Annotated in this window: 18 protein-coding genes; 8 read left to right on the top strand and 10 right to left on the bottom strand. The window is 70.8% G+C overall.

Features of this window, described 5'->3' with window-relative positions; translation table 11 throughout:
* Window positions 1-57: 57 nt before the first annotated feature.
* Window positions 58-1,437, bottom strand: a complete 1,380-nt coding sequence (locus ACFPA8_RS13485; protein ID WP_386447417.1) for an SWIM zinc finger family protein — start codon at window positions 1,435-1,437, stop codon at window positions 58-60.
* The gene (locus ACFPA8_RS13480) at window positions 1,434-4,397 is read right to left on the bottom strand and encodes a DEAD/DEAH box helicase (RefSeq protein ID WP_386447414.1); all 2,964 of its coding nucleotides are present in this window, start codon (window positions 4,395-4,397) and stop codon (window positions 1,434-1,436) included. Before ACFPA8_RS13480 ends, ACFPA8_RS13485 begins: the two co-directional genes overlap by 4 nt.
* 172 nt (window positions 4,398-4,569) lie before the next feature.
* Between ACFPA8_RS13480 and ACFPA8_RS13475 the strand changes: the two genes are divergently transcribed.
* Complete coding sequence (locus ACFPA8_RS13475; RefSeq protein ID WP_386447411.1) at window positions 4,570-4,752, top strand: hypothetical protein; 183 nt, start codon at window positions 4,570-4,572, stop codon at window positions 4,750-4,752.
* Window positions 4,753-5,020: 268 nt separating this feature from the next.
* Here the strand turns inward: ACFPA8_RS13475 and ACFPA8_RS13470 are convergent, their stop codons facing one another.
* Window positions 5,021-5,806, bottom strand: a complete 786-nt coding sequence (locus ACFPA8_RS13470) for a hypothetical protein (RefSeq protein WP_386447408.1) — start codon at window positions 5,804-5,806, stop codon at window positions 5,021-5,023.
* 87 nt (window positions 5,807-5,893) lie between these two features.
* On the opposite strand from ACFPA8_RS13470, the gene ACFPA8_RS13465 reads away from it, so the two are divergent.
* Entirely contained in the window at window positions 5,894-6,796 is a 903-nt protein-coding gene (locus ACFPA8_RS13465) for an oxygenase MpaB family protein (protein ID WP_386447406.1), read from the top strand.
* A gap of 42 nt (window positions 6,797-6,838) precedes the next feature.
* On the opposite strand, the gene ACFPA8_RS13460 is transcribed toward ACFPA8_RS13465, so the two are convergent.
* A complete protein-coding gene (locus ACFPA8_RS13460; protein WP_386447403.1) occupies window positions 6,839-7,450 on the bottom strand; it encodes a class I SAM-dependent methyltransferase in 612 nt (203 codons plus the stop codon).
* A 52-nt stretch (window positions 7,451-7,502) separates the two neighbouring features.
* Window positions 7,503-7,931: a PPOX class F420-dependent oxidoreductase gene (locus tag ACFPA8_RS13455; RefSeq protein WP_386447400.1), complete on the bottom strand. Its 429-nt coding sequence runs from the start codon at window positions 7,929-7,931 to the stop codon at window positions 7,503-7,505.
* 128 nt (window positions 7,932-8,059) lie between these two features.
* On the opposite strand from ACFPA8_RS13455, the gene ACFPA8_RS13450 reads away from it, so the two are divergent.
* Window positions 8,060-8,452 (top strand): roadblock/LC7 domain-containing protein, encoded by a 393-nt coding sequence (locus ACFPA8_RS13450; protein WP_386447397.1) that lies wholly within the window; start codon window positions 8,060-8,062, stop codon window positions 8,450-8,452.
* A gap of 132 nt (window positions 8,453-8,584) precedes the next feature.
* The gene (locus ACFPA8_RS13445; protein WP_386447394.1) at window positions 8,585-9,775 is read left to right on the top strand and encodes a DUF6397 family protein; all 1,191 of its coding nucleotides are present in this window, start codon (window positions 8,585-8,587) and stop codon (window positions 9,773-9,775) included.
* Here ACFPA8_RS13445 and ACFPA8_RS13440 read toward each other — a convergent pair.
* Window positions 9,756-10,622 carry an acyl-CoA thioesterase gene (locus tag ACFPA8_RS13440; protein WP_386447391.1) on the bottom strand — a complete coding sequence of 289 codons (867 nt, stop codon included), beginning with the start codon at window positions 10,620-10,622 and terminating at the stop codon, window positions 9,756-9,758. The genes ACFPA8_RS13445 and ACFPA8_RS13440 overlap by 20 nt on opposite strands.
* 34 nt (window positions 10,623-10,656) lie before the next feature.
* Window positions 10,657-13,185 carry a DEAD/DEAH box helicase gene (locus ACFPA8_RS13435; protein WP_386447388.1) on the bottom strand — a complete coding sequence of 843 codons (2,529 nt, stop codon included), beginning with the start codon at window positions 13,183-13,185 and terminating at the stop codon, window positions 10,657-10,659.
* Between the two features lie 183 nt (window positions 13,186-13,368).
* Here ACFPA8_RS13435 and ACFPA8_RS13430 point away from each other — a divergent pair, with 183 nt between their 5' ends.
* Window positions 13,369-14,163 carry a metal-dependent hydrolase gene (locus ACFPA8_RS13430; protein WP_386447385.1) on the top strand — a complete coding sequence of 265 codons (795 nt, stop codon included), beginning with the start codon at window positions 13,369-13,371 and terminating at the stop codon, window positions 14,161-14,163.
* A gap of 209 nt (window positions 14,164-14,372) precedes the next feature.
* Here the strand turns inward: ACFPA8_RS13430 and ACFPA8_RS13425 are convergent, their stop codons facing one another.
* Together ACFPA8_RS13425 and ACFPA8_RS13420 are read right to left on the bottom strand one after the other, a co-directional pair.
* Window positions 14,373-16,163: an ABC transporter ATP-binding protein gene (locus tag ACFPA8_RS13425; RefSeq protein ID WP_386447383.1), complete on the bottom strand. Its 1,791-nt coding sequence runs from the start codon at window positions 16,161-16,163 to the stop codon at window positions 14,373-14,375.
* On the bottom strand, window positions 16,160-18,190 hold the full coding sequence (locus tag ACFPA8_RS13420) for an ABC transporter transmembrane domain-containing protein (protein WP_386447380.1): 2,031 nt from the start codon (window positions 18,188-18,190) through the stop codon (window positions 16,160-16,162). Before ACFPA8_RS13420 ends, ACFPA8_RS13425 begins: the two co-directional genes overlap by 4 nt.
* A 313-nt stretch (window positions 18,191-18,503) precedes the next feature.
* On the opposite strand from ACFPA8_RS13420, the gene ACFPA8_RS13415 reads away from it, so the two are divergent.
* Both ACFPA8_RS13415 and ACFPA8_RS13410 read left to right on the top strand, forming a co-directional pair.
* A complete protein-coding gene (locus tag ACFPA8_RS13415) occupies window positions 18,504-19,319 on the top strand; it encodes a L,D-transpeptidase family protein (RefSeq protein ID WP_386447377.1) in 816 nt (271 codons plus the stop codon).
* A gap of 228 nt (window positions 19,320-19,547) precedes the next feature.
* On the top strand, window positions 19,548-20,915 hold the full coding sequence (locus ACFPA8_RS13410) for an alpha-amylase (RefSeq protein WP_386447374.1): 1,368 nt from the start codon (window positions 19,548-19,550) through the stop codon (window positions 20,913-20,915).
* Between the two features lie 205 nt (window positions 20,916-21,120).
* Here ACFPA8_RS13410 and ACFPA8_RS13405 read toward each other — a convergent pair whose 3' ends face one another.
* Window positions 21,121-24,084 (bottom strand): FAD-binding and (Fe-S)-binding domain-containing protein, encoded by a 2,964-nt coding sequence (locus ACFPA8_RS13405; RefSeq protein ID WP_386447371.1) that lies wholly within the window; start codon window positions 24,082-24,084, stop codon window positions 21,121-21,123.
* 236 nt (window positions 24,085-24,320) lie between these two features.
* On the opposite strand from ACFPA8_RS13405, the gene ACFPA8_RS13400 reads away from it, so the two are divergent.
* On the top strand, window positions 24,321-26,252 hold the full coding sequence (locus tag ACFPA8_RS13400; RefSeq protein ID WP_386447672.1) for an ABC transporter ATP-binding protein: 1,932 nt from the start codon (window positions 24,321-24,323) through the stop codon (window positions 26,250-26,252).
* Window positions 26,253-26,260 lie beyond the last annotated feature (8 nt).

Below are 26,260 nucleotides of genomic sequence, written 5' to 3'. Positions count from 1 at the left end.
CCTGTGCGACGCCACAGGGTCCGGACAGTGACTTCACCCCGGCCGGGGCGAGAGGCTTCAACTCCTCTCGCCCCGGCCGGGTTCGTTCTGCCGCAGTGCGACCGCCAGTGCAGCTGCCGGGTCCGCCTCCGCGCCGCCCGCGGGCCACCATGTTCCGTGCTCCATGGCGTAGGGCCACCAGCGCCCGTCCGGTCCGTACCGCAACTGGGCGCAACCGTCGGGAGTGTTCCAGCGGGCGCGGTTCACGTGCAGCTGAGGCGGAGGTGCATCCTCCTCCGCCCAGGCGGTCGCGAGCTGGTCTCGGGCGCGTGCCATCGCCTCCGCTTCCGGGGTCCACGACTCCTCCCACACGGTGAGTCCGACGAGGCCGCCCAGTTCCCAGGCGCGTACTGCGGCGCGAAAGGACACCGGAGGAATCCCGCAGTTCGCCGAGAGGCGTTCGACGATGCGCTGGTCCGGACCGGCCGCCGCCAGTCGCACCGCGTCCTGGAACTGCGTGAGCGGCACGGGCGGCGCACTGTACGCATGAGAGGGCGAGAGGGCGTCGCGAAGCAGCTGCTGTGCCCGCGAGGCGGTGTCCGAGACGAGGAATTCGAGTGCCCCCGCGTCCACTCCGGTCGCCGGCGGCGTGCCCACGCCCTCCAGCGACGGTGCGCCGCCAGGGGTTTCGACGGGTGGCGGCGGAGCCGGCAGCGGAGGAAGGATCGCGCCCAGAGCGAACGCCTCTTCCGCCGGGACGCCTTGCGGCTTTCCGCCCGTCATGGATCCGCCACGGCTCCCGGCGGGGTCGTGGGCGCTCGCCGTTCCTGCTGCGGACGCCGCGCCGGCTGTGCTGCGCGCGCCGAGCTCATCGAGCAACTCCCGCTGGGTGCGGCCGCGCAGCAACAGCAGCACGAAGGGATCCTCGTCCAGCAGCCGTGCCAGCTGGTAGGACAGTGCCGCCGTGTGCGGACAGTGGTCCCATGCCTCGCAGCCGCATTCGGGGTCCAGATCGCCGATGCCCGGCAGCAGTTCGACGCCCACGCTCTGAGCGTCCTCCACCAGGCGCGGTGGCATCTCACCGTCCAGGAGCGCGGCCAGGTGGCCGGATTCCCGGGCTGTCACCTCCAGGAGACGGCGCCAGTCGGTTTCGGTGAGTTCCTGCAGCAGCACATCGGCGCGGTGAGCGGTGCCGTCGCGGTCGCGCACGACGGCTGTGACGCGGCCCGGACGTACCGTGACCGCACCTACCGCTCCCTGGCGCGCGAATCCGCGTCCACGGCGCAGCTGTTCACCGTCCAGCGCGGTGTCCTCGAGGGCCTTCAGCCACCGTGTGCCCCACCACGTCCGTGCGAAGGCGCGGCCCCGGGAGGGCGGCAGAGCCGCGAACGTACGCTCCCGCTCCCCGTCACCGGCCGTGATGCCTCCGCTGTGGCGTGTTCCGTCCCGCTGTGTCATGCCCCGCTCCTTCGCAGCGCGACGAGGTCGGACAGTTCACTGTCCGAGAGTTCGGTGAGGGCTGCCTCGCCGGAGCCGAGCACCGCGTCGGCGAGCGCCCTCTTACGCTGGAGCATCCCGGCGATGCGGTCCTCCACCGTTCCTTCGGCGATCAGGCGGTGCACCTGCACGGGCCGGTCCTGGCCGATGCGGTACGCACGGTCGGTGGCCTGGTCCTCGACCGCGGGGTTCCACCAGCGGTCGTAGTGGACGACGTGTGCGGCACGTGTGAGGTTCAGGCCCGTGCCCGCCGCCTTGAGCGAGAGCAGGAAGACGGGAGCGGCGCCGTTCTGGAAGTCGCGCACCATGTCCTCGCGTCTCTTCACCGGCGTGCCTCCGTGCAGAAACCGCGTCGGTACACCGCGTCCGGTGAGATGACGCTCCAGCAGGCGCGCCATCTGTACGTACTGCGTGAAGACGAGGACGCCGCCCGGGTCCTCCTCGGCGAGGATCGCCTCCAGCAGTTCGTCGAGGAGCTCCAGCTTCCCCGACCGACCCGTCAGCACGGGGGCGTCCTCCTTGAGGTACTGGGCGGGGTGGTTGCAGATCTGCTTGAGCGAGGTCAGCAGTTTCACGACGAGTCCACGTCGTGCGAAGTCGTCGCCGCTGCCGGAGATCTCCGACAGCCCCTCGCGTACGACTGCCTCGTACAGTCCGGCCTGTTCGGCGGTGAGTGAGACGGTGCGGTCGGTCTCCGTCTTGGGCGGGAGCTCGGGGGCGATGCCGGGGTCGCTCTTGTGACGGCGGAGCAGGAACGGGCGCACCAGGCGGGCGAGTCGCTCCGCGCTCGCCGGGTCGCCGCCCTCCGCCGCCTGTGCGTAGCGCCTGCGGAAGGTTCCCAGGCGGCCCAGCAGTCCGGGCGTCGTCCAGTCCAGGACCGACCACAGCTCGGACAGGTTGTTCTCCACGGGTGTGCCGGTGAGTGCGACGCGGGCACGGCCCGGGACGGTACGCAGGGCGCGGGCCGTGGCAGAGAACGGGTTCTTCACGTGCTGTGCTTCGTCGGCCACGACCAGGCCCCAGCCGGGCGCCGGGAGACCGGCCAGCCGTCCCGCGTCCAGTCGCATGGTCCCGTACGTCGTCAGCACGAACTCGCCGTCGGCCAGGCCCTCCAGACTCCGAGCCGTGCCGTGGTACCTGCGCGCGGGTGTGCCCGGCGCGAAGCGTTCGATCTCCCGTTCCCAGTTGCCCAGCAGGGACGCCGGGCAGACGACCAGCGTCGGGCCGGACGTGGCAGGCTGCTGCTGACGGCGCAGGTGGAGGGCGATCAGTGTGACGGTCTTGCCCAGCCCCATGTCGTCTGCGAGGCATCCGCCCAGGCCCAGTGACGTCATCTGCTCCAGCCAGGCGAGACCGCGCAGCTGGTAGTCGCGCAGCGTCGCGGCGAGCGCCTCCGGCTGGCGAGGAAGGGGAGCGTCCGCCGCTCCGTGGCCGGTGAGGTGGCGGCGCAGCGACTCGAGCCAGCCAGAGGCCCGCACCTCGACGAGTTCGCCGCCCTCGTCCGACGAGCCCGCCAGTACCGCGCCGAGCGCGTCGACCGTCGTGAGTTTGCGGCTCTTGCGGTCCCGCGCGAGGCGTACCGCGGCCGGGTCCACCAGGACCCACTGGCCGCGCAGCCGGACGAGAGGACGTCCTGCCTCGGCCAGCTCGTCGAGTTCGTTCCCGGTCAGTTCCGTTTCGCCGACGGCCAGGCGCCAGTCGAAGCTGAGCAGCGCGTCGGCCGGCAGGCTGGAGGGCAGTGCGGACCCGGAGTCCTGGCCGGCGGCGTCTCGCTGTCCTCCCGGGCTGATGACAGCGTGTGCGGTCAGCCGCCGTGCGAGCTGTCCGGGCCAGTGCACGTGCAGCCCCGCAGCCTCCAGAGCCATGGAGACGGAGACTGACAGCAGTTCGGCGATTTCTTCCTCCGCCAGTGGCACGCGGTCCGGTACCGCTGCTGACAGCAGAGGCGTGAGGCCGTCCCATGCCGCAGCCGCGCGGCGCAGAGTCAGCAGTGTTTCGGTCCGCACGTGCGGACCGAATGCCGCCGGACTCGGGGAGCTGCCCGCCCAGACCTCGGCCGCGTCGGCGACGACGGTGGGGTCGGTGAGGCTGTGCAGCTGGAGAACGGCGGAGAAGCGCGGCGGGCCGGAGAAGGCGGCGCCGGGAGCGTCCTCGCCGTCGTCCGTCCCGGAGATGACGGGCACACTGTTCCCGTCGTCGCCGGGGAGACCGGCGACCTCGATGCGCAGCGACAGCCGCACGCCCGCGTCGTGACCGGCCGCGATGTCGGCGGCCCAGTCGCGCTGTTCGGGGATGTGCTGGGCCGGCACTGCGGCGAAGGCCGTACCTCCGGCGGCGGGCACAGCCGCGGGAGTGCGGGGCAGAGCGTCGGCGACGGCGCCGAGAAAAGCGCGGATCTCGCTCTCCGGCTCCGGCAGCCGCAAGACGTCCGTCCCGGACAGCGGGACGGCATGGGCCTCCGGCGGCATGGCTGCTGCGAGGTTCTGCAGCTGTTCGACGTCCGCCGCGTCGAGAGGGCCGAACCGCCAGGCGTCGTGGGCGGTCTCGCTCAGTCCCGGCAGCAGTCGTCCGCGCGCCGCCAGCCGCAGGGCGAGAAGACAGGCGGCACCCCAGAAGGCGGCCCCTGAAGGCCGGCGGTCGTCTCCAGCCTCTGCTCTCGCTGCCCGCACCCGCGTGAGTACGGGCAGCGCGTCCCTCACGGACAGTGTCAGGGAGGGCACAGTGCGCGAAGCGACGGTGCTGCCCTCTTCCCGTCCGGAAACGGGCAGTGCGACGGTCAGGTCTTCGAGATCGTCGAGCCCCGGGAGGGGCGGGGCACCGTCGGGGCGCCAGAAGGCGATACGTGACAGGCGCGGCGGATCGGCGGGCAGCAGCACGGCGGCGGCTCGGGCGAGCGGGGGGATCTGGGAGGGCGTCGTCACGGTCGGAGTCACAGAGCCCACGCATTCCTCAAATTTGACTAGTGGTTGCGAAGGGGCCGACCGTACATCAGAGCCGTGCGGAACCGGAAACGCGGAGGGAACCCGGAAGCCGGAAACCGCGTTTTACTGGACAGTGACGGACGTGCTCACGCCGTCACGGAGGAGGCTGGAGATGACCAACAGAGGAAAGATCGCCGTCGGCGGTGTGGCCGTGGGGCTGCTCCTGTGGTGGCTGACATCGTTCTGGATCGCCCTGGCGGTGATCATCGGCGTTCCGGTCGTCGCCTATCTGACGCTCGACCCCTCGCAGCGCCGGCGTCTGCGCCGAGTGAGCCGCAAGGAGCTGCGCCGCTGAGGCGGGCACCCTGCCGCTGAGGCGGCATCCATCCACGGGGCCGTTGACGCTCGTACGCATGGTGCGCCGGTCCGGTCCAGGTGCGACCGGGCCGGCTGCCACTGCTCCGTGTCCTCGCGGGGCTCCGCTGCTCGTGACAGTTTCTCCGTCTCTCACCGGCCCAGCCGGGGCGTGATACGCAACGCCCGCCCGGCTCCTCCGTGGGGCGGGCAGCCCCGAGCGGTGGCCGCGCCCGTTCCGCGAGTGTGAGACGTCGGGCGGCGGACGTTCAGGCCGCCGGGCGCAGGGCCACCTCGTCGAGTGCCTCGAGAAGCTGCGGCAGTTCACTGCCACGCCCGACGGGAAGCACCTCTCCCGGCTCCTCGTCCAGCAGCAGAAAGGCGATGTCGTCGGTGCGGGCCACCATGCTCCAGCCCGGCCCGTCGGCGCGCAGTGTGCGCGCGTCCCCGGACGCGAACGCGGAACGGATCCGACCGGGTGGCGGTGGGTCGTCCAGGTAGGCCCGCACCTGGTCGAGGACGCGTCTCACCGACTCGTTGGGCTTCTCTCCGGCTTCGACGAACTCGACCTCGTCGTCGACCTGTTCGCGCCAGGTCGCCCACTGCAGTGCTATCTCGTCGGCGCCGAGCCGCCGTTGAGCGGGTCCCCATTCCTCCGTGTCCGGCGGTACGAGCACGTCGTGGCCCACTCCCTGTTCCGGGTCGGGCTCGGGATCGTGCGGGGCGGGCACCCCAGGTGCCGCCACGGCGAGAGCCAGTGGCCAGCCGGGGAGCACCGCCGCCACGGACCTCTCCGAGGGGGAGAGGTCGTACTCCATGCCGCAGTCCCACGCGGCGACTGCGCAGGCGACGAGCGTCACGTCGTCCGTGGCGACCGTCCAGCGGGCGCCGTCGCCGTCCTGCCCCAGGACGAGCCCGTAGCCCTCTGCGTAGGGCTCCAGGCCGAGTCGCGCGCAGGCTTCGGGGTAGTCATCGCCGAGAACACTCGGGAACTGGGCGGGAGTCAGCAGTACAGCCGTCAGCACGTACAGTGCGTCGTCGTCGTTGGCGGCCACTGTCTCCCCTTCCGTCAGTTGCCGGGAACCTTAACTCTAGAGTCAGTTCGGCCGACAGGGCAGGGCTGCAGATGAGAGGGATGCAGCGTGCAGCGATACGACCGGCTCAAGCACATCCTGCAACTCGACCCGGAAGCCGACTTCCTGGAGATCTACCGGCTCAGTGCCACCTATGAGTTCCCCTGGGACTACGCGCGCTCCCTCGAACTCGCGCTGTACCGCACCTATGCGGTACCCAGCATCGGACGTCTGCTCGCGCGCACGGCCGAACTGACGGAACGCACCCAGAAGCGCTACGACGACACAGCCCTGCTCCTCGACGCCGTCGTCGAACACGGCTTCTCCTCCGACGAGGGCCGCACGGCCATCCGCCGGATCAATCAGATGCACCGCAGTTACGACATCTCCGACGACGACATGCGCTACGTGCTGTGCACCTTCGTGGTGATGCCCAAGCGCTGGCTCGACGCCTACGGCTGGCGGCGCCTCTCCCCGCACGAACAGCACGCGTCCGCCGTCTACTACCGCACTCTCGGCAGGCACATGGGCATCAGTGAGATCCCCTCCTGCTACGCGGAATTCGAGAAGTGCCTGGACGACTACGAAGAGGCCCGCTTCGCCTGGGACCCGCAGTCGCGCACAGTCTCGGACGCGACCCTGGACCTCATGGCCTCCTGGTACCCCTCCGTTCTCGCCCCGGCGGTACGCGGCGCGAGCAAGGCACTGCTGGACGACTCACTGCTGCGGACGTTCCGCTACTCCCCGCCACGTCCTGCCGTCCGCCGGGCCGTGCAGAGGGCGCTGCGGCTGAGGGCGCGTGCCGTCCGGCTGCTGCCGCCTCGGCGCTCGCCCCACTACGCCCGCCAGAATCCGGAGATCAAGGGGTATCCGGGCTACCCCACGGGCTATCGCATCGAGGACCTGGGTACTTTTCCGGGCGCGTCCGGGCGGCCGTCGACCGGCTGCCCCGTGCCGCACGACGCGAAGTAGCCCGCCGGTCGAAGGGGCGTGAGGGATGCCCGGTTCGGGGCCTCACGGCGTCCTGGACGCCAGGGCGAGATAGCGGTCGTCCTCGTCGGTGAACGACGTCAGCTCCCATCCCGAAGCCGCCAGCAGCGCACGCAGGTTGGGCCGGGCCCGCACGTCGTCCGCTGTGAGCGTGCGGCCCTTGCGTGCCGCGAGGGCCGCACGGCCCACCGGGTGGAAGAGCGCGAGCCTGCCGTGCGGGCGTACCACACGTGCCAGTTCGGACAGTCCGGACGCGGGGCCGGGCAGATGGGAGATGAGACCGGCGGCGAAGACGGCGTCCACGCAGCCGTCGGCCAGCGGGAGCCGGGACACGTCGGCGACCAGCAGGTGCGCCAGGTTCTGCCGGCCGGCTTCGGCAGCCGCCGCGAGCATCTCCGGAGTGAGGTCCGCTCCGAGGACGGTGCCGTCCCGGCCCACCGCGGCACGCAGGGCGGGCAGCGCCCGTCCGGTGCCGCAGCCCGCGTCCAGTACGGCATCGCCCTCGTGCAGGCCCAACTCGTCCACTGCCATGGCGTAGGCGGGCCCGTCATCCGGGAACCGTGCGTCCCATCCGGCAGCGCGGACCGCGAAGAACTCACGTACGCGGGCGGTCTCGTCACTCGTCTCGTGCGGCATGAACGCCATGATTGCGCACTGCCCGGCCGGTGCCCCGGGCAGTCTCGGGCGGTCAGTCGGCGATGCCGGACAGTGCCACGACCTTTTCGATCCGCACCCGCACGAGCAGTTCACCGGGGACGGCGTTGCGCGCACCGAACTGCTCGGCGACCTCATCGCCCATGTAGCGCCCGCCGATGCGCGTCGCCCAGCGCCGCATGGTGTCCAGATCGTCGCTCAACTCGGCCCGGCCCTGGATGACGACGAAGGCGTAAGGGGGCGTTTCGTCGTCCACACAGAGGGCGGCACGTCCGTCACGGGCGAGGTTGCGGCCCTTGACGGTTGCCTCACCAGTGGTGAAGACGACATCGTCGCCGTCGAGTACGAACCACACAGGGGCGGTGTGCGGGCTGCCGTCGGCGCGCACTGTCGAGAGCTTGGCGGTACGGGTGCCCCCGGAGATGAAGCGCCGCCACTCGTCTTCCGTCATCTTCTCAGCCATCCGTACATACTGCGCCCGTCGTACGTCGACCGTGGCTGTAAACGCGGCACGTGAGCGAGTGGTTGCTCACCGCTTCGTGGTGGGTAAGGGTGGCACGGCAGCTGATGAGAAGAAGGGGGAACGCCGGAATGGCGCTGAACACAGGGCTCGACTGGCTGCTCGACGACCTCACCGACCGGATATCGTCCGTGCGGCACGCGATGGTGCTCTCGACCGACGGTCTGGTCACCGCGAACAGTCAGAGCCTGGAGAAGGCGGACGCCGAGCATCTCGCTGCCGTCGCGTCCGGTCTGCAGTCTCTCGCGAAGGGGTCGGGAGCACATTTCAGGGCGGGACGCGTACGGCAGACGATGATCGAATTCGAGGAAGGTCTGCTCTTCGTGACCTCTGCGGGCGAGGGAAGCTGCCTGTGTGTGCTCACGGGGGAGGAGGTGGATGTCGGCGCCGTCGCGTACGAGATGACCCTGCTGGTCAACCGCGTCGGCGAGCATCTGGGACTGCCCGCGCGCAACGGGACGTAGCAGCCCGGCGGGGGAGTTATCCACAGGGGAGGCGCGAAGTCTCGCGGCGGTCTAGTGTCGTCACTGTCAGTAGTCACCGAGTAGCGGAGACGCGAAGGACGACGGGGGAGACCGATGCGGGACGATGTGGCGATGAGCACGGCCGCGAGGGAACTGGGGCTGCGCCCCAAGGTGTTGGAGCTGGCCGTGCAGATCGGGGAGATCCGCAGCGACGGCGGCGCCAAGGACCCGCGCCGCGTTGCGCGGGCGGAGTTGAACCGGCTGAAGGAGTCGGCCGGCTTTCCGCAGAGCTTGGAGGAGCGTCTACGCGTGGTGGACGCCGGCGAGGGTGCCGAACTGCTGGGCATCTGCACGGCCCGATTCGCGCGGCTTGCGCGGGGCGGCTGCTTCAGTCCGGTGCGGTTCTACGTCAATCGCTACAGGTCTGTGGTCTGGCTGTACCTGGCCAGGGAGCTGGAGGCGTTCGCCGGGCGGCGCCCCGAACTGCTCACCGGAGCCGTCCCGCGGGGACTGCGGGTGCTGCTGGGTGAAGGAGTCGACTACCGCCCCCGGCACTGGCGCGGTCGACGGGTCGGCCAGCTCTGCCGCCAGGCGGCAGGGCGGCCATGGGAAGTTGCCGCGGCCCGGTCGGCGGTGCTGACTCCAGAGGTGCTGGAGGAGGCCGTCCCGGACAGGGCCGAACGAGCCCTTCTGCAGGCTCTCAGACCTGAGTTGATGGTGGTGCGCGGGGAGTCGTCGGCCACGAGAGAGGTGGCGGAAGGGCTCTGCGTGGCGGAGGCGGAGGACGAAATCCTCTGGCACCGGCTGATGCTGGAGGCGGAACTGCAGGACGCCCGTGCGGCACAGGGGCAGGAAGCAGAGCGGGGGGAAGAGCGGGGAGCCTCGTCGGACGTCGGAGCCTCTTCCGAGGGGCGGGCAGAGCCGCCCGGAGCGGGTGGAGGGGCCCCGGGCCGGGAGGAGCTGTCGACGCCAGCACCGGCGGAGGCGCCGGGACCGGTGGTTGGCGCAGCTGCGGGGGAGGTGTCCGCCGGGTCGGGTGCGGCAGGCCCCGACGGAGCCGGGCTTGTTTCCCGGCCCGCCGGGCGGCCGCAGTCCGGAGCGGAGTCTGGGAGCCCACCCGGCACTGCCGGAGGAGGTGCGTCCGGTCAGGGCTGGGTGAAGGCACCTGACTGCAGGGGCCGGGACACCGGACGGAAGCCGGCGAGGGCAGCCGATCCTGCGGTGCTGCGGCGCAGGGCGCACCTGCTCAGCAGGGTGCGCGGGCCACGCCGGGGAGTTGCCTGGTGGCGTCGCGACGGTGACTTCAGGCGCCCAGCTTTCTGAAGAGGCCCTCCTGCATCACCGACACGATCAACTTGCCTTCCCGGTCGAAGATCTGACCCCGGGCCAGGCCGCGGCCACCGGTCGCGATGGGTGACTCCTGCTGGTACAGGAACCATTCGTCTGCGCGGAACGGCCTGTGGAACCACATGGCGTGGTCGAGGGAGGCCATGTCGAAGCCGCGCGGTCCCCACAGCGGTTCGACCGGGAGGCGTACGGCATCCAGGAGAGTCATGTCGCTGGCGTAGGTCAACGCACAGGTGTGCACGAGGGGATCGTCACCGAGGGAGCCGATCGCTCGCATCCACACGCCACTTCGCGGTTCGGCCTCCCTCAGGTCATCGGCGTCCCAGCGCAGCCTCTCGACGTAGCGGATGTCGAACGCGACCCGGCGCTCCATGCGCTCGAGCGATTCGGGGAGCTCGCCCAGGTGGTCCCGTAGCTCCTCGGCGAGTTTCGGCAGGCCCTCGGGGTCGGGGACATCGGGCATCGGCACCTGGTGCTCGATACCCGGCTCCGGCTGATGGAAAGAAGCGGTGAGATTGAAGATGGTTCTGCCTTGCTGGACAGCGACCACGCGGCGGGTCGTGAAGGAGCGCCCGTCCCTTACCCGTTCGACCTGGTACACGATGGGAACGCCGGGTGTTCCCGGCCGCAGGAAGTACGCGTGCAGGGAATGTACGGGCCGCTCCCCGTCGGTGGTCCGCCCCGCGGCGACCAGGGCCTGTCCGGCGACCTGGCCGCCGAAGACACGCTGGAGGTTCTCCTGGGGGCTGCGCCCGCGGAAGATGTTGATCTCGATCTGTTCCAGGTCGAGGAGCCCGGCGAGCTGTTCGGCGGGGCTGGTCATCGTGCTTGCTCCCTGGTCGCGGCGTGCTGAGTGCTCACAACTGGCCCACGGACGTCACCTTGATCACGGCGCGTCCTTCCTCGTCCGAGGCGGTGAGGTCGACCTCCGCGGAGATGCCCCAGTCGTGATCGCCGGCGGGGTCGGCGAAGGTCTGCCGGACGCGCCACAGCGCCTCCTCGGGGACCTCCTCGATCTGGAGGAGCCGCGGCCCGCGGGCGTCGGGGCCGGTGCCGAGGCCGTCGTACTCGTCCCAGTAGGCGTCCATGGCCTCCGCCCAGGCGTCCTCGTCCCAGCCGGCGTCGCCGTCGAGCTCGCCCAGCTCGGCCACCTTGTCCAGTGCGGCGAGCTCGACCCGCCGGAACATGGCGTTCCGCACGAGGACGCGGAACGCGCGCGCATTGGCGGTGACCGGTTTGACCTGATCGGCCCGCTCCTGCGCCTCCTCGGCGCTCTCGTCCTCGGGATTGGCCAATTGCTCCCACTCGTCGAGCAGGCTGGAGTCGACCTGACGGACCATTTCGCCGAGCCACTCGATGATGTCCTGGAAGTCCTCGGACTTCTTCTCATCGGGGACGGTGTGCTCCAGGGCCTTGTAGGCGCCGGCGAGATAGCGCAGCACGATGCCCTCCGTGCGGGCGAGTTCGTAGAAGGAGACGAACTCCGAGAAGGTCATCGCCTTCTCGTACATGTCGCGGACGACCGACTTGGGAGCGAGGGGGTGGTCCCCCACCCAGGGGTGGGACTTGCGGTACAGACCGTAGGCGTGGAAGAGCAGCTCTTCGAGAGGCCGAGGATGGCTGATGTCCATCAGCCGTTCCATCCGCTCCTCGTACTCGATGCCTTCTGCCTTCATCTCGGCGACTGCCTCGCCCTTGGCCTTGTTGGTCTGCGCCGCAAGGATCTGCCGCGGGTCGTCGAGGGTCGACTCGACGACCGAGACCATGTCCAGCGCGTAGGACGGCGAGTCGGGGTCGAGCAGGTCGAAGGCGGCCAACGCGAAGGTGGAGAGCGGTTGGTTGAGCGCGAAGTCCTGCTGGAGGTCCACGGTGAGGCGGATGGTCCGGCCCTGCGCGTCGGGCTCGTCGAGCTGCTCGACGACTCCTCCGTCCAGCAGCGAGCGGTAGATGGCGATGGCCCTGCGAATGTGGCGGAGCTGCGAGCGGCGGTCCTCGTGGTTGTCCTCCAGCAGCTTCCGCATCTGCGTGAAGGCGTCTCCGGGGCGGGCGATCACCGAGAGCAGCATCGCGTGGGTGACGCGGAAGCGGGAGTTGAGCGGCTCCGGGTCGGAGGCGATCAGCTTCTCGAAGGTCTGCTGACCCCAGTTGACGAAGCCCTCCGGCGCCTTCTTGCGCACGACTTTGCGGCGCTTCTTCGGGTCGTCCCCGGCCTTGGCGAGTGCCTTCTCGTTCTCGACGACGTGTTCCGGAGCCTGCGCGACGACGAAACCGGAGGTGTCGAAGCCGGCGCGGCCCGCCCGGCCGGCGATCTGGTGGAACTCCCTGGCCCGGAGCGTACGGACGCGGGTGCCGTCGTACTTGGTGAGAGCGGTGAACAGCACGGTGCGGATGGGCACGTTGACCCCGACGCCGAGTGTGTCCGTGCCGCAGATGACCTTCAACAGCCCCGCCTGCGCCAGACGTTCGACGAGTCGGCGGTACTTGGGCAGCATGCCCGCGTGGTGCACGCCGATGCCGTGGCGTACGTAGCGGGAGAGGTTGCGTCCGAAGCGGGTGGTGAAGCGGAAATTGCCGATGATTTTGGCGATCTCGTCCTTCTCGGCGCGCGTGCACATGTTGATGCTCGTCAGCGCCTGCGCACGCTCCACGGCCTGAGCCTGCGTGAAGTGCACGATGTAGACGGGCGCTTGGTGCGTCTCCAGCAGTTCGGTGACCGTCTCGGTGAGAGAGGTGGTGCGGTACTCGTAGGAGAGCGGCACCGGCCGGCTCACCGACTTCACCACCGCGGTGTCACGCCCCGTACGTCGTGTCAGGTCCTCTTCGAAGCGCGTGACGTCGCCGAGGGTCGCCGACATCAGCACGAACTGTGCATGGGGCAGCTCCAGCAGCGGAATCTGCCATGCCCAGCCGCGGTCGGGCTCCGCGTAGAAGTGGAACTCGTCCATTACCACCTGCCCGACGTCCGCGTCGGCGCCGTCCCGCAGCGCGATGGACGCGAGCACTTCGGCCGTACAGCAGATGACGGGAGCATCGGCGTTGACGGACGCGTCGCCGGTGAGCATGCCGACGTTCTCGGTGCCGAAGATCTTGCACAGGTCGAAGAACTTCTCCGAGACCAGCGCCTTGATCGGCGCGGTGTAGAACGTCACCTCGTCGCGGGCGAGAGCGGTGAAGTGCGCGCCCGCGGCGACCAGGCTCTTCCCGGAGCCGGTCGGCGTCGAGAGGATCACGTTCGCACCGGAGACCACCTCGATCAGCGCCTCCTCCTGCGCCGGATAGAGGGAGATACCCCTCTCCTCCGCCCAGCCGGCGAAGGCCTCGTAGAGGGCGTCGGGATCGGCGTCGTCCGGCATCTGATCGATAAGGGTGGCTGTCACGCACCCCATACTGCCTGCCTCCGTCCCGGTTACGGGAACCGGTGCTCCTGTGGTGATCATCTGCCGATACGCTGTGACGCCGGCCAGGCGTCAGCGGGACGGTCCATCACGGCGCAGGCAGCGGTCAGTTGGCGGCAGAGCCGACTGCGGAGGACGGTACGGGCGGCAGCGACAGGGGCGGGGAGACAGATCATGATGGGACCGGCACATTCGCTGTCGGGAGCGGCAGCCTGGCTCGGAGCGGGGGCCGCCGCGGCGGTGCTCGACCATCCGATGCCCTGGCCCGTTCTCCTCGCCGGCGCACTGATCTGCTCCGGTGCTGCCCTGGCGCCGGACCTCGACCACAAGTCGGCGACCATATCCCGTGCCTTCGGACCGCTGTCCAGAGCGCTGTGCGGCGTGATCGACAAGATCTCGGAGAGCGTCTACAACGCGACGCGAAGCGGAGGGGAACGGCGCCGTTCCGGCGGCCACCGCACGCTGACGCACACATGGCCCTGGGCGCTCTTCCTCGGCACCGGATTCTCCGCCGCAGCGGTCTTCGGCGGGCGCTGGGCGGTGCTGGTGATCCTCTTCATCCACATGGTGCTCGCCGTGGAGGGGCTGCTGTGGCGGGCGGCCCGGGTCTCCAGCGACGTGCTGGTCTGGCTGCTCGGAGCGACCAGCGCCTGGTCCCTCGCGGGGGTCCTCGACAAGCCCGGCAACGGCTCCGACTGGCTCTTCGCAGGCCCCGGGCAGGAATATCTGTGGCTCGGACTGCCCATCGTGCTGGGCGCGCTGGTGCACAACATCGGGGATGCGATCACGATCTCCGGATGCCCGATCCTCTGGCCCGTGCCGATAAAGGGGAAGCGCTGGTACCCGCTGGGCACCCCGAAGTTCATGCGTTTCCGGGCAGGGGCGTGGGTGGAGACGAGGCTGCTGATGCCGCTCTTCATGCTGTTCGGCGGGGCGGGCTGCCTGATAGCGCTCGGAGTGATCGGCTGAGGGACCGGGACCGACCAGGTCGGCGGCCCGCACACGCCGGGACGGCACGCCCGGCTTCACCCCGATGACACCGCGCCTCGTCGAGGCACTGCCCGCACGCCGGACAGTGCTCCAGCCGGACACGCACCCTGACGGCACCTCAGCTCCGACCGCGCCGCACACCCGCGAGCTCTCCGGGCAGAGCCCGCGAAGTGTGCAGCCGTTGCGGCTCAGCCGTGCCAGGAACGCCACAGGGCGGCGTACGCCCCGTCAGCCTCCACCAGCGCGTCGTGGCCGCCCAGTTCGCTGATCCGGCCGTCCTCCACGACCGCGATCACGTCCGCGTCGTGTGCCGTGTGCAGCCGGTGGGCGATCGCGACGACGGTACGCCCCTGGAGGACACGGGCCAGAGAACGCTCCAGATGCCGGGCGGCCCGGGGGTCCAGCAGAGACGTCGCCTCGTCCAGCACCAGCGTGTGGGGGTCGGCGAGGACGAGCCGTGCGAGCGCGATCTGCTGCGCCTGAGCCGGAGTCACCGACAGCCCGCCGGAACCGACCTCGGTGTCCAGCCCGTCCCGCAGCGCACGCGCCCAGGTGCCGGCATCCACCGCGCCGAGCGCGGCCCACAGTTCGGCATCGTCCGCGTCCGTACGTGCCAGCAGCAGATTGTCCCGCAGCGTCCCCACGAAGACGTGGTGCTCCTGGTTGACCAGGGCCACGTGCCGCCGCACGCGTTCCGCGGGCATCCGCGACAACTCCGCGCCGCTCAGCGACACATGACCGGTGCGCGGCGCGTAGATCCCCGCCAGCAGCCGCCCGAGCGTGGACTTGCCCGCCCCCGACGGACCGACCAGCGCGACCCGCGTCCCGCGGGGCACGCGCAGCGTCACCCCGTGCAGGACGTCCGTCCCGGCGCGGTAGCCGAACCGGACGTCCTCCGCGACCAGTTCCCGCCCCTCGGGAGCAAGACTCTCCTCCCCGGAGTCGGATTCGATCTCGCGCACGCCCACCAGGCGGCCCAACGACACCTGAGCGACCTGGAGTTCGTCGTACCAGCGCAGGATGAGACCGACTGGTTCGAAGAGCATCTGGGACAGCAGCGCACCGGTCGTCAGCTGCCCCACGTCCATCCAGCCCCGCAGCACGAACGCCCCGCCCAGCAGTAGAACCGCCGAGGTGAGCAGCACGTTGGTGACGTTCACGACGGGGAAGAGGACCGAACGCAGCCACAGCGTGTAACGCTCCCACGCCGTCCACTCCGCGATCCGCCTCTCGGACAGGGCGATTCGCCGCGCACCCAACTGGTGGGCTTCGACGGTGCGCCCGGCGTCGACGGTCTCGGCCAGCGCCCCGGCGACGGCCGCGTATCCGGCGGCCTCGGAGCGGTAGGCGCGGGGCGCCCTGCGGTAGTACCAGCGGCTGCCGATCAGCAGCACCGGCAGGGCGAGGAGTACGGCGAGGGCCAGCGGAGGCGCGGTGGCGGTGAGCGCACCGACCAGCAGTGCCGTCCACACGACGCCGATCGACAACTGCGGTACGGCCTCACGCATGGCGTTGGCCAGCCGGTCGATGTCCGTGGTGATCCGGGAGAGCAGATCGCCCGTGCCGGCCCGTTCGAGCACGCCTGGCGGAAGGGCGACCGACCGGACGAGGAAGTCCTCGCGCAGGTCGGCGAGCATCTCTTCGCCCAGCATGGCCCCGCGCAGCCGCACTTCCCGCACGAAGAACGTCTGAATGGCGAGCGCGAACACGAAGAGGCCGACGACTCGGCCCAGTTGCAGGTCCCGCGACCCCGCGGACAGGTCCTCGACCAGGCCGCCCAGCAGATACGGACCCACCATGGAGGAGAGCACTGCGACGGAGTTGACCAGGACGAGCGTGACGAAGGCACGCCTGTGCCGGCGGAGCAGCTCGGCCACGTACGCGCGCACGGTCGCTGGACCGCCGACCGGCAGGGTCGTCGCGTTCTCCGCGGCCGCCGGGTCGTACGGAGGCAGGGGGGCACCGATGGCCGCTGTCATGCCCGTTCAGCTCCTTCCGCCGGGGCAAGCTGCCCGTGTTCGCCGTCCACTGCGTCGATCCCGTCTGCTCCGGCGGCTCCGTCGACCGCGCCTGCTGCGCCGGGACCGTGGGCCGCGAGCGCCCCGACAGGCTCCTCGCCGGCGGTGCCGCCCACACCGGAACTCCGCGCGAAATCCACGCGCTCCTGCGCCTCACCGGCCGGGATGTGCTCCCGGTCCGCGTCCGGCTCACGCGTGACGATGGCCCGGTACGCGCCGTGGGTGTGCAGCAGTTCGCGGTGCGAGCCGGTCGCCACGGCCTGCTCGCCCTGCACGAGGACGACCGAGTCCGCCCGGTCCAGCATCAGCGGGCTGGAGGAGAACACCACCGTCGTGCGCTCCGCCCGCACCCCTCGCAGACCCTCCGCGATGCGGGCCTCGGTGTGCGCGTCGACGGCCGAGGTCGGCTCGTCCAGCACCAGCACACGGGGGTCGGCCACCAGCGAGCGGGCCAGGGCCAGCCGCTGCCGCTGCCCGCCGGAGAGGGACCGCCCGCGTTCCGTCACGGAGGCGTTCAGGGCGTCCCCGTCCGCCTCGGGACTGCCCTGCACCAGCGCGTCCAGCACGTCGCCGCACTGCGCTGCCCGCAGCGCACGCCGCGCGGACAGCCCTCCGGAGGAGGGCACGTCGAGCAGTTCACGAACCGTCCCGGACAGCAGCACGGGGTCCTTGTCCTGCACGAGCACCACGCCGCGCACCGTTGCCAGCGGCTGCTCGTCGAGGGGTACGCCACCGAGCCGTACCGAAGCAGCTCCGGTGCGCTCAGGCGCGTGCCCGCCGAGCCTGTCCGCCAGCTTGCCCGCCGCGTCCGGATCGCCGCACATGACGGCTGTCAGCTTCCCGCTCGCCGCCCGCAACCCGGTGACCGGGTCGTAGAGGTCGCCGTCGAGCGCGGCGCTCTCCAGCCGCTCCCCGGGGCCGGGGACGTTGCCGCATCCTCCGTCTTCCGGTGCGCCGCTGCCCGCTCCCGCCCCTCCGGCGTCCTCCGCGGTACCCCGCCGCAGCGAGAGCACCCGGGTGGCCCGCAGCGCCGAGGGGCGGGAGAAGGAGTAGGCCATGGCGAACTCCTGGAAGAGCCGCAGCGGGAAGAGCAGGAAGGTCACCGCCCCGTAGACGGTGACGAGTTCGCCCACGCCGATGCGTCCGTCGAGGGCCAGCCGGGCACCGTGCCACACCACGGCCAGGAGCAGCAGACCGGGCAGGGCGATCTGGATCGCCTCGATCAGCGCCCACATGCGTGCCGTGCGTACCGCCGCCCGGCGCACCTCCTGCGACGCGCTGCGGTAGCGCGTCAGGAACAGCTCTTCACCGCCGATGCCACGCAGCACGCGCAGCCCCGCGACGGTGTCGGCAGCCAGCTCCGTGGCCCGTCCGGCCTTCTCACGCTGAAGGTCGGCCCGCCGTGTCGCACGGGGCAGCAGCGGCAGCACGGTCACCGCGAGCACGGCCATTCCGCACGTGACGAGCAGCCCCAACTGCGGTTCGTAGACGACCAGTCCGGCGCAGACGCCGACGGCACCGAGCAGAGCGGCGCTGAAACGGGAGGCCGACTCCACGCACCAGCCGATCTTCTCGATGTCGCCGGTCGAGACGGCCACCACCTCACCGGCGGCGACGCGTTGGGTGAGAGTCGCCCCGAGGGCCGCGGTCCTGCGCGCCAGGAGCTGCTGCACCCGGGCGGCGGCGGTCACCCAGTTGGTGATCGCCGTGCGGTGGAGCATGGTGTCGCCCAGCGTGACGGTGACCGCGAGCACGGCCATCAGTGCCCCCGCCCGCACCAGGCCGGCTCCCGACCTCTCGACGACCGCCTGGACGGCCAGTCCCACGACGGCGGGTACGGAAGCGACCGACGCCATGTGGAGAGTGCCCCAGCCCAGCGATCTGGCCTGGCCCCCGAGTTGCATGCGGCCGATCCACAGCAGGAAGCGGGTGCCGGTACGTACATCGGGGACGCCGGGGTCGGAGAACGGAAGGTCGCGAATCTGCATGACGTCCCATGGCTGATCGGTGGTCGGAGTGAGTCGGAGCGGTCAGGGCCGACGGCACGGCTGCGCACGCCGGCGACGGCAGGGCACGTTCGGTGAGGAGACCCGGCGGGCAGGTCGCAGCGAGGAGGGGCGGCGGTGTGGTCGCCCGGCCCAGAGTCGCTTCGCGTGGGCTGCCGCGCAACGGGTTTTCCGTGCCGGTACGGCCGTCCGGCTCAACTGGCACTGTGCCCGCGGGACCTGGTGCTTTCTCCGTCTCGCAGGGCCGCCCGCCCGGGGCCCGCGCGGGCCGGGCGCGGAGTGGGACCATGGGGGCATGCGCGGAAGTGAAGTCGGACGAGAACGCCGGGCCGCGGGTACTCCGCCGGAGCGCACGCCCGCACGCGTGGTCCCTGCAGCCGCCGTCACGGCGACGACCGTCGTACTCGTCGTGGCTCTGGCCGCCTGCGGCGCCGGCTCCCAGGCCGGAGGCGCAGGCGGCAGCGGGAAGCGGGACGGAGCCGGGGCCGGCACCGGCAAGGCGTCCGGCGAGACCGGCGGCAAGCGGGACCCCACCCGAGTCCCGGGCGTGGGCGATTCGTTGCAGCGCCGGATCCCGCAGGACGCACGTCAAGTGGTGGCGGTGTACGGCAAGGGCGAGGACTCGGCGGAGGCGACCGTGCGGCTCTACGTCCGTGAGGGCCGCAACTGGCACATGGACCGCAGCTGGCCGGCGCACAACGGCCGCAAGGGCTGGACCCGCGCACACCGTGAGGGAGACAAACGCAGCCCGGTGGGGGTCTTCACGCTCACCGACGCCGGCGGCGTACTGCCCGCACCGGACTCGAAGCTGCCGTACACCGACAGCGCCGCCTTCACGCCGCCTTCGTACTGGCCGAAGAAGACGAGGCACGACTTCGATCACGTCATCGCAGTGGACTACAACAGGGTCAAGGGCACGTCACCGCTCGATCCCACCCGCCCGCAGGGCCAGTCCAAGGGGGGCGGCATCTGGTTGCACGTGGACCACGGCAGCGGTACGTCCGGCTGCGTCAGCCTTTCGAAGTCAGGTATGAAGTACCTGCTGCGCACCCTGGACCCGGAGAGGAATCCGGCAGTGGTCATGGGCGACAAGGCGGCTCTCTCCCGCTGACAGCTCAGGCAGTTCAATCAGCGCATGCAGCCCAAGCAGCCCTGTGCCGCCCCTTGTTGACGATTCGCCCGTTGGCAAGATGTTGCTGAAATCTCTTGGAAATCTTTGCGCGCGCCTTGACGCGTGCACGGCGCAGCGGCAGGCTCCGTCGCGTACCCCCCACGGCGGCCTGGCGCGTGGCTGCCTTCAACGGCACTGCTGTGCCGGACGACGAAGGAGCCGCACACGATGAACAAGCGTCTGACCGGTGCGACCATGGCCACGCTTCTGGCGGCCGGAGGTGTCACCGCCCTCGCCCCCTGGTCCTCGCAGGCGACCCCGCCCGGCGAGAAGACCGTCACCGCGACCCTCTTCGAGAGGCCCTTCGCGGAGGTGGGCAAGGCGTGCAAGGACTCCCTCGGCCCGGCAGGTTACGGCTACGTGGAGGTCTCTCCCGCCACGGAGCACATCGAAGGCGGTCAGTGGTGGACCTCCTATCAGCCCGTCAGCTACAAGATCGCCGGACGGCTCGGGGACGCGGACGCGTTCAAGAGCATGGTCAGCACCTGTCACGAGGCAGGCGTGAAGGTCATCGCCGACGCCGTCATCAACCACATGGCCGCGGGCTCGGGCAAGGGCACAGGCGGAACGCAGTACAGCAAGTACGACTACCCGGGCACCTACGGCGACGCCGACTTCCACGGCTGCCGCAAGGACATCAGCGACTACACCAACCGTGAGAACGTCCAGACCTGCGAACTCGTCGGGCTCTCCGACCTCGACACGGGCAGCGACAAGGTCCGCTCCACCATCGCCGCGTACCTCGACAGCCTGCGGCAGATGGGCGTCGACGGCTTCCGCATCGACGCCGCCAAGCACATGGCGGCCGAGGACGTGCAGGCCATCAAGAGCAAGATGGCCGACCCCGGTTTCTGGGTCTCCGAAGTCATCCACGGCGGCGGGGAGGCGGTGCAGCCCGAGGAGTACACCGGGGTGGGCGACGTGGACGAGTTCCGCTACGGCGGTCACCTCAAGAGCGCGTTCCAGGGCGGCGACGTCGGCGGGCTGAAGAACATCGCCGACGGCAAACTCCCCAGCGACAAGGCCCGTTCGTTCGTCGACAACTGGGACACCGAACGCAACGGCTCGACCCTCACCTACAAGGACGGCGATCTCTACAAGCTCGCCAACGCCTTCATGCTGGCCCACCCGTACGGCTCCCCGAACGTCTACTCCGGCTACGAATGGTCGGAGAAGGACGCGGGTCCGCCCAGCGGCGCCGAGGGCTGGACCGACATGCACGCCCAGCAGGCCGTCACCGGCATGGTCGGCTTCCGGAACGCCGTCGGAAACGCCGAGCTGACCGACTGGTGGTCGGAGGGAAGCGCACTCGCCTTCGCCCGCGCGGGCAAGGGCTTCGTCGCGCTCAACGCCGGGGACGGCGAGCTGAAGCGGACGTTCACCACGGCGCTGCCGGCGGGCACCTACTGCAACGTCGCCAAGGCCGCACCGGACGACTGCGGGGGCAACACCGTCACCGTGGGAGAGGACGGCAAGGCAGAGGCGGCGGTCCCGGCCAAGGGCGTCGTGGCGCTGCACACGGGCGCGAAGTCCTGACCTTCCGGGTCCTCGGTCCGTAGCGCCGGTCCCCAGGACCCGCACGAACAGGGCCCCCGGACGAACAGGGCCCGCGGACGAACAGGGCCGCCGGACGAACAGGCCCTCCTGCGCCCCCCGGCAAGAGATCCCCACCCCGCCTGTGCAGCGCTCCCGGACCGGCCCTCCACGGCCGGCCGGGAGCGCATGCGCGGGGTGCGGCGCCTCAGGCGGGCCGGGTCGCACGCTCCAGTTCCAGCAGCACGGAGCGGTAACCCCGCCCCTGAGTGGCGAGGTCCATGCCGACCTCGCACATCCGGTTCGCCGACAGGTGCACGTCGAACTCCCGCGAGAGCACCTCCGCCGCCTCCCGCCCGGTCGCCGAGACGGTCAGCTCCTTGTGCAGCATGCCCCGGTCGCCCGCGAAGCCGCAGCACCGTGCGTCGACGGGCACCACGACCTCCTCGGCGCACGCCTCCGCCACCGCGCGCAACTGGCGGGTGTCGCCGAGGTGTTGCTGCGAGCAGGTGGGGTGCAGAACTGCCGAGCCGGAACGGCGTTCGATGGTCAGGCGCGGCAGCAGCTCCTCAGCCGCCCACACGACCGAGTCGACGACCCGCAGCTGTTCGTGCAGCTTGCGGTTGGCCGGGGTGAGGTACGGCACGACCTCCTCACCGAGGCCCAGGGTGCAGGAGGAGGCGTCCACCACGAGGGGCAGCTCACCGCCGTCCGTCCAGCGCCACGCCGCTTCCACGATGCAGTTGGCCATCAGCGTGTTGCCCGCTTCGTAGCCCTTCGAGTGCCAGATCGTCGCGCAGCAGGTCCCCACCACGTCCTCGGGAATCCACACCGGACGTCCCGCGCGGGCAGAGACGATCACCATGGACTGGGGGAGTGACGGGCCCTCATGGCCGTCCGGTTCGCCGAAGATGCGGTTGACGCACGCCGGGTAGTAGACGGCCGCGGCGCTCGCGCGGTCCGTGGCGGGGAGCCGCTTGGCCGCCGCCGCGGGCAGCTGCGGCAGCCACTCGGGTACGAGGTCGGGGCGTACGGCCTTACGGGCCGCGCCGGTCAGCGATGCGAGGAACCTGTCGCCGTGCCGCGGCATCACGCGGCGACGCAGCCTGCCTGCGGCGGCGAGGGCCAGCCTCGCCGACCGCTCCACCTTCGCGAAGTGGCGGGCGGCCCGTGCGGCATTGCGTTCCTCCCGCGGGGAGTGCCGCCGGTGCCGGAAGTCCTTCATCATGGCGCCCGTGTCGATGCCGACCGGACAGGCCAGCGCACACGTCGAGTCGCCCGCGCAGGTGTCGACGGCGTCGTAGCCGTAGGACTCCAGCAGGCTCTCGTTGACAGGTGATGCGGGGGCCTGACGCATCATCTCCCGGCGCAGCACGATGCGCTGACGTGGAGTGGTCGTCAGGTCGCCGCTGGGGCAGGTGGGTTCGCAGAATCCGCACTCGATGCACGGGTCTGCCACCGCCTCCACCCTGGGGATGGCCTTCAGGCCGCGCAGATGGGCCTTCGGGTCGCGGTCCAGCAGGACCCGGGGGGCGAGTACGCCGTCCGGGTCGACGGTCTCCTTGATGCGCCACATCAGGGCGGTGGCCCGCTCGCCCCACTCCAGCTCCAGGAACGGCGCGATGTTGCGGCCGGTGGCGTGCTCCGCCTTCAGCGAGCCGTCGAAGCGTTCCACCGTCAGCTTGCAGAACTCGTCCATGAAGGCGGCGTAGCGCGCGACGTCCGACTCCTCGGCGGCGTCGAACGCCAGCAGGAAGTGCAGATTGCCGTGCGCCGCGTGCCCGGCGACAGCCGCGTCGAAGCCGTGCCGCTGCTGAAGCTCCAGCAGCGCCTCGCACGCCTCGGCGAGCCGGGAGGGCGGCACGGCGAAGTCCTCGGTGATCAGGGTCGTCCCGGCCGGACGGGAGCCGCCCACCGCCGAGACGAAGGCCTTGCGGGCCTTCCAGTAGAAGCCGATCGTGCCGGGGTCGCGGGTGAAGGCGTTGGTCACCGACGGTACGGGTGCGACGAGTTGAAGTTCCTCCAGCACCTCCGCTGCGGCGCTCTCCATCGCGTTCTGTGCGGCCTCGTCCGGCGCGCGGAACTCGACGAGCAGTGCCGCTGTCGCCTTCGGCAGCTGCGCCCAGTCGTCCGGTACGCCCGCCACACTGACCGACGCCCGCAGCGTGTTGCCGTCCATCAGCTCGACCGACATGGCACCCGCCTCGTTGAACCGCGGTACGGCAGTGGCGGCGGCCGCGAGGGAGGGGAAGAAGAGCAGTCCGGTCGAAGTGCGCCTGTGCAGGGGGAGCGTGTCGAAGACGATGTCGGAGATGAAGCCGAGCGTCCCCTCGGAGCCGACGGCGAGTCCGCGCAGGATGCTCACGGGGGAGTCGCCGTCGAGGAAGGCGTCCAGGCGGTACCCGTTGGTGTTCTTCAGCTCGTACTTGGCGCGGATGCGGGCGACAAGGTCCGGATCCGACTCGATGTCCGACTTCAGCGCCAGCAGGCCTTCGCACAGGGCGGGTTCGGCCTCGGCCAGCTCCGCGTCCGCGTCGGGGGAGCCGGTGTCGACGACCGTGCCCGACGGCAGGACGAGGGTGAGGGAGGCGACCGTCCGGTAGGAGTTGCGCGTCGTCCCGGCCGTCATGCCGGAGGCGTTGTTGGCGACGACACCGCCGACGGTGCAGGCGATGGCGCTCGCCGGATCGGGCCCGATCAGCCGGCCGTAGGGCGCCAGGGCGGCGTTCGCCCGTACGACGGTCGTGCCGGGCCGGATGCGTGCGCGTGCCCCGTCCTCGCCCAGCACCTCGACTCCCGACCAGTGGCGGCGTACGTCGACCAGGATGTCCTCGCCCTGCGCCTGGCCGTTCAACGACGTGCCCGCCGCGCGGAAGACGACGTTGCGGCCGTTGCGCCGGGCGTAGGAGAGCACCGCGGAGACGTCCTCGACCGTCCCGGCCTGCACGACGACCTGGGGCATGAAGCGGTACGGGCTGGCGTCCGAGGCGTAGCGCACCAGGTCCGAGACCTTCCACAGCACCTTCTCCTCGCCCAGCAGCCGCACCAGTTCGCCGCGCAGCGGCTCGGGCGTACCCCCGGCCATGGAGTCCGGAACGCGGTCGGACGCAGGCCGATGGCCGGCGTCGGCCTGCGGACGCAGCGCACCGGATCCGGGATCGAGCAGCGGCATGGCATCTCCTGAGGCGCGTACGGACGGGTGTGCGACCCATGCTAGGCGCAGGTCAGAGGTCCGGATCCGGACGGTTTCGGCCGGTGACGCAGGCCGGGCCCACGGCGCCGCGTAACCTCGGACGACCGGCCCGGCCGTCCGCGCGGCCCGCCCGGCGACCAGCCCGCACGGATCCCCGTGCGGCGCGCCCGGACCCCGGCCGTCCGACCCGGAGGAGCCCGTTGCCCCGCGACACGATCGAGTGGACCCCCTCGCCCCATGACGACGACGCCGCCGGACAGCAGCCCCGTCAACTGAGGCGCATCCTGCGCATCTTCCGCCCCTACCGCGGACGTCTCGCCGTCGTCGGGCTGCTCGTCGGGGCGTCCTCGCTCGTGTCCGTCGCCTCCCCGTTCCTGCTGCGCGAGATCCTCGACGTGGCGATTCCCGAGCGGCGCACGGTACTTCTGAGCCTGCTCGCCCTCGGGCTGATGGGCACCGCCGTCGTCAGCAGCGTCTTCAACGTTCTGCAGACGTACCTCTCCACCACCGTCGGCCAGCGCGTCATGCACGACCTGCGCACCGACGTCTACGCCAAGCTCCAGCGGATGCCGCTCGCCTTCTTCACGCGCACCCGCACCGGCGAAGTGCAGTCCCGCATCGCCAACGACATCGGCGGCATGCAGGCCACCGTCACCTCCACCGCGACCTCGCTCGTCTCCAACCTCACCGGAGTGGTGGCCACCGTCGCCGCGATGCTGGCCCTCGACTGGCGGCTGACGGTGGCCTCACTGCTGTTGCTGCCGCTCTTCGTGTGGATCAGCCGCCGCGTCGGCAGGGAACGCAAGCGGATCACCACCCAGCGGCAGGCGCAGATGGCCGCCATGTCCGCCATAGTCACTGAGTCGTTGTCCGTCAGCGGCATCCTCCTCGGACGCACGATGGGCCGAGCCGACTCCCTCACCCGCGACTTCGCCGCCGAGTCCGAACGCCTTGTCGGCCTGGAGATCCGCTCGCACATGGCGGGCCGCTGGCGGATGTCCACCATCGGCATCGTGATGGGTGCGATCCCGGCGCTGCTGTACTGGACGGCCGGCGTGCTCGTCCACTTCGGCGGACCGGGCTTCTCCATCGGCACGCTCGTCGCCTTCGTCACCCTTCAGCAGGGGCTGCTGCGCCCGACCGTCTCGCTGCTGTCCACGGGTGTGGAGATGCAGACCTCGCTGGCGCTCTTCCAGCGCATCTTCGAATACCTCGACCTGCCGGTCGACATCACCGAACCGGCCGTCCCGGTGCCGCTGGGGCGCGTGGCGGGCCGGGTGCGCTTCGAGGACGTGGACTTCTCCTACGGCGGCGAGGGCGGGCGGCCGACCCTGCAGGGCATCGACCTCACCGTCCCCGAAGGCTCCTCCCTCGCCGTGGTCGGTGCGACGGGCTCGGGCAAGAGCACGCTCAGCTATCTCGTGCCCCGGCTGTACGACGTGACCGGCGGCCGGGTCACCATCGACGGCGTGGACGTGCGCGACCTCGACTTCGACACCCTCACCCGCGCCGTCGGCGTCGTCTCGCAGGAGACGTACCTCTTCCACGCGTCCGTCGCGGACAACCTGCGCTTCGCCAAGCCCGACGCCACCGCCGCGCAGCTGCGCGCCGCGGCCGAGGCCGCCCAGATCCACGACCACATCGCCGCGCTTCCCGAGGGCTACGACACCCTCGTCGGTGAACGCGGATACCGTTTCTCCGGCGGCGAGAAACAACGCCTCGCCCTGGCCCGTACGATCCTGCGCGACCCTCCGGTCCTCATCCTCGACGAGGCGACCAGCGCGCTGGACACCCGCACCGAACGGGACGTCCAGCAGGCCATCGACGCGCTGTCCGCGGGCCGCACCACCCTCACCATCGCCCACCGTCTCTCCACAGTCCGTGATGCCGACCAGATCGTCGTACTCGACGGGGGACGTATCGCCGAACGCGGCACCCACGAGGAACTCCTCGCCGCCGACGGCCGGTACGCGGCACTGGTGCGACGTGACGCGCGTACCGACGGCACCTCCGCACGGGAGAAAGTCCCATCCGGTTCCGGTTCCGGTTCCGGCTCGGGGTCCGGCTCCGGCAGGGTCGCGGCGGGCGGTGTGGACACCGCCACGGCGGCAGGGAGCGATTCGCCCGCCGACGCGTCCGTACTCTGACGGCGGCC

Source organism: Streptomyces ovatisporus, assembly GCF_042653885.1.
Lineage (GTDB): Bacteria > Actinomycetota > Actinomycetes > Streptomycetales > Streptomycetaceae > Streptomyces > Streptomyces ovatisporus.
This window is presented reverse-complemented; position numbering and strand designations above follow the sequence as displayed.

Bases quoted from the DNA above. Each gene is read 5' to 3' on its own strand.
- ACFPA8_RS13405 (WP_386447371.1), bottom strand. From the start codon at position 24,084: ATGCCGCTGCTCGATCCCGGATCCGGTGCGCTGCGTCCGCAGGCCGAC.
- ACFPA8_RS13410 (WP_386447374.1), top strand. From the start codon at position 19,548: ATGAACAAGCGTCTGACCGGTGCGACCATGGCCACGCTTCTGGCGGCC.
- ACFPA8_RS13435 (WP_386447388.1), bottom strand. From the start codon at position 13,185: ATGGGGTGCGTGACAGCCACCCTTATCGATCAGATGCCGGACGACGCC.
- ACFPA8_RS13455 (WP_386447400.1), bottom strand. From the start codon at position 7,931: ATGGCTGAGAAGATGACGGAAGACGAGTGGCGGCGCTTCATCTCCGGG.
- ACFPA8_RS13450 (WP_386447397.1), top strand. From the start codon at position 8,060: ATGGCGCTGAACACAGGGCTCGACTGGCTGCTCGACGACCTCACCGAC.
- ACFPA8_RS13460 (WP_386447403.1), bottom strand. From the start codon at position 7,450: ATGCCGCACGAGACGAGTGACGAGACCGCCCGCGTACGTGAGTTCTTC.
- ACFPA8_RS13485 (WP_386447417.1), bottom strand. From the start codon at position 1,437: ATGACACAGCGGGACGGAACACGCCACAGCGGAGGCATCACGGCCGGT.
- ACFPA8_RS13420 (WP_386447380.1), bottom strand. From the start codon at position 18,190: ATGCAGATTCGCGACCTTCCGTTCTCCGACCCCGGCGTCCCCGATGTA.
- ACFPA8_RS13430 (WP_386447385.1), top strand. From the start codon at position 13,369: ATGATGGGACCGGCACATTCGCTGTCGGGAGCGGCAGCCTGGCTCGGA.
- ACFPA8_RS13425 (WP_386447383.1), bottom strand. From the start codon at position 16,163: ATGACAGCGGCCATCGGTGCCCCCCTGCCTCCGTACGACCCGGCGGCC.
- ACFPA8_RS13440 (WP_386447391.1), bottom strand. From the start codon at position 10,622: ATGACCAGCCCCGCCGAACAGCTCGCCGGGCTCCTCGACCTGGAACAG.
- ACFPA8_RS13415 (WP_386447377.1), top strand. From the start codon at position 18,504: ATGCGCGGAAGTGAAGTCGGACGAGAACGCCGGGCCGCGGGTACTCCG.
- ACFPA8_RS13445 (WP_386447394.1), top strand. From the start codon at position 8,585: ATGAGCACGGCCGCGAGGGAACTGGGGCTGCGCCCCAAGGTGTTGGAG.
- ACFPA8_RS13475 (WP_386447411.1), top strand. From the start codon at position 4,570: ATGACCAACAGAGGAAAGATCGCCGTCGGCGGTGTGGCCGTGGGGCTG.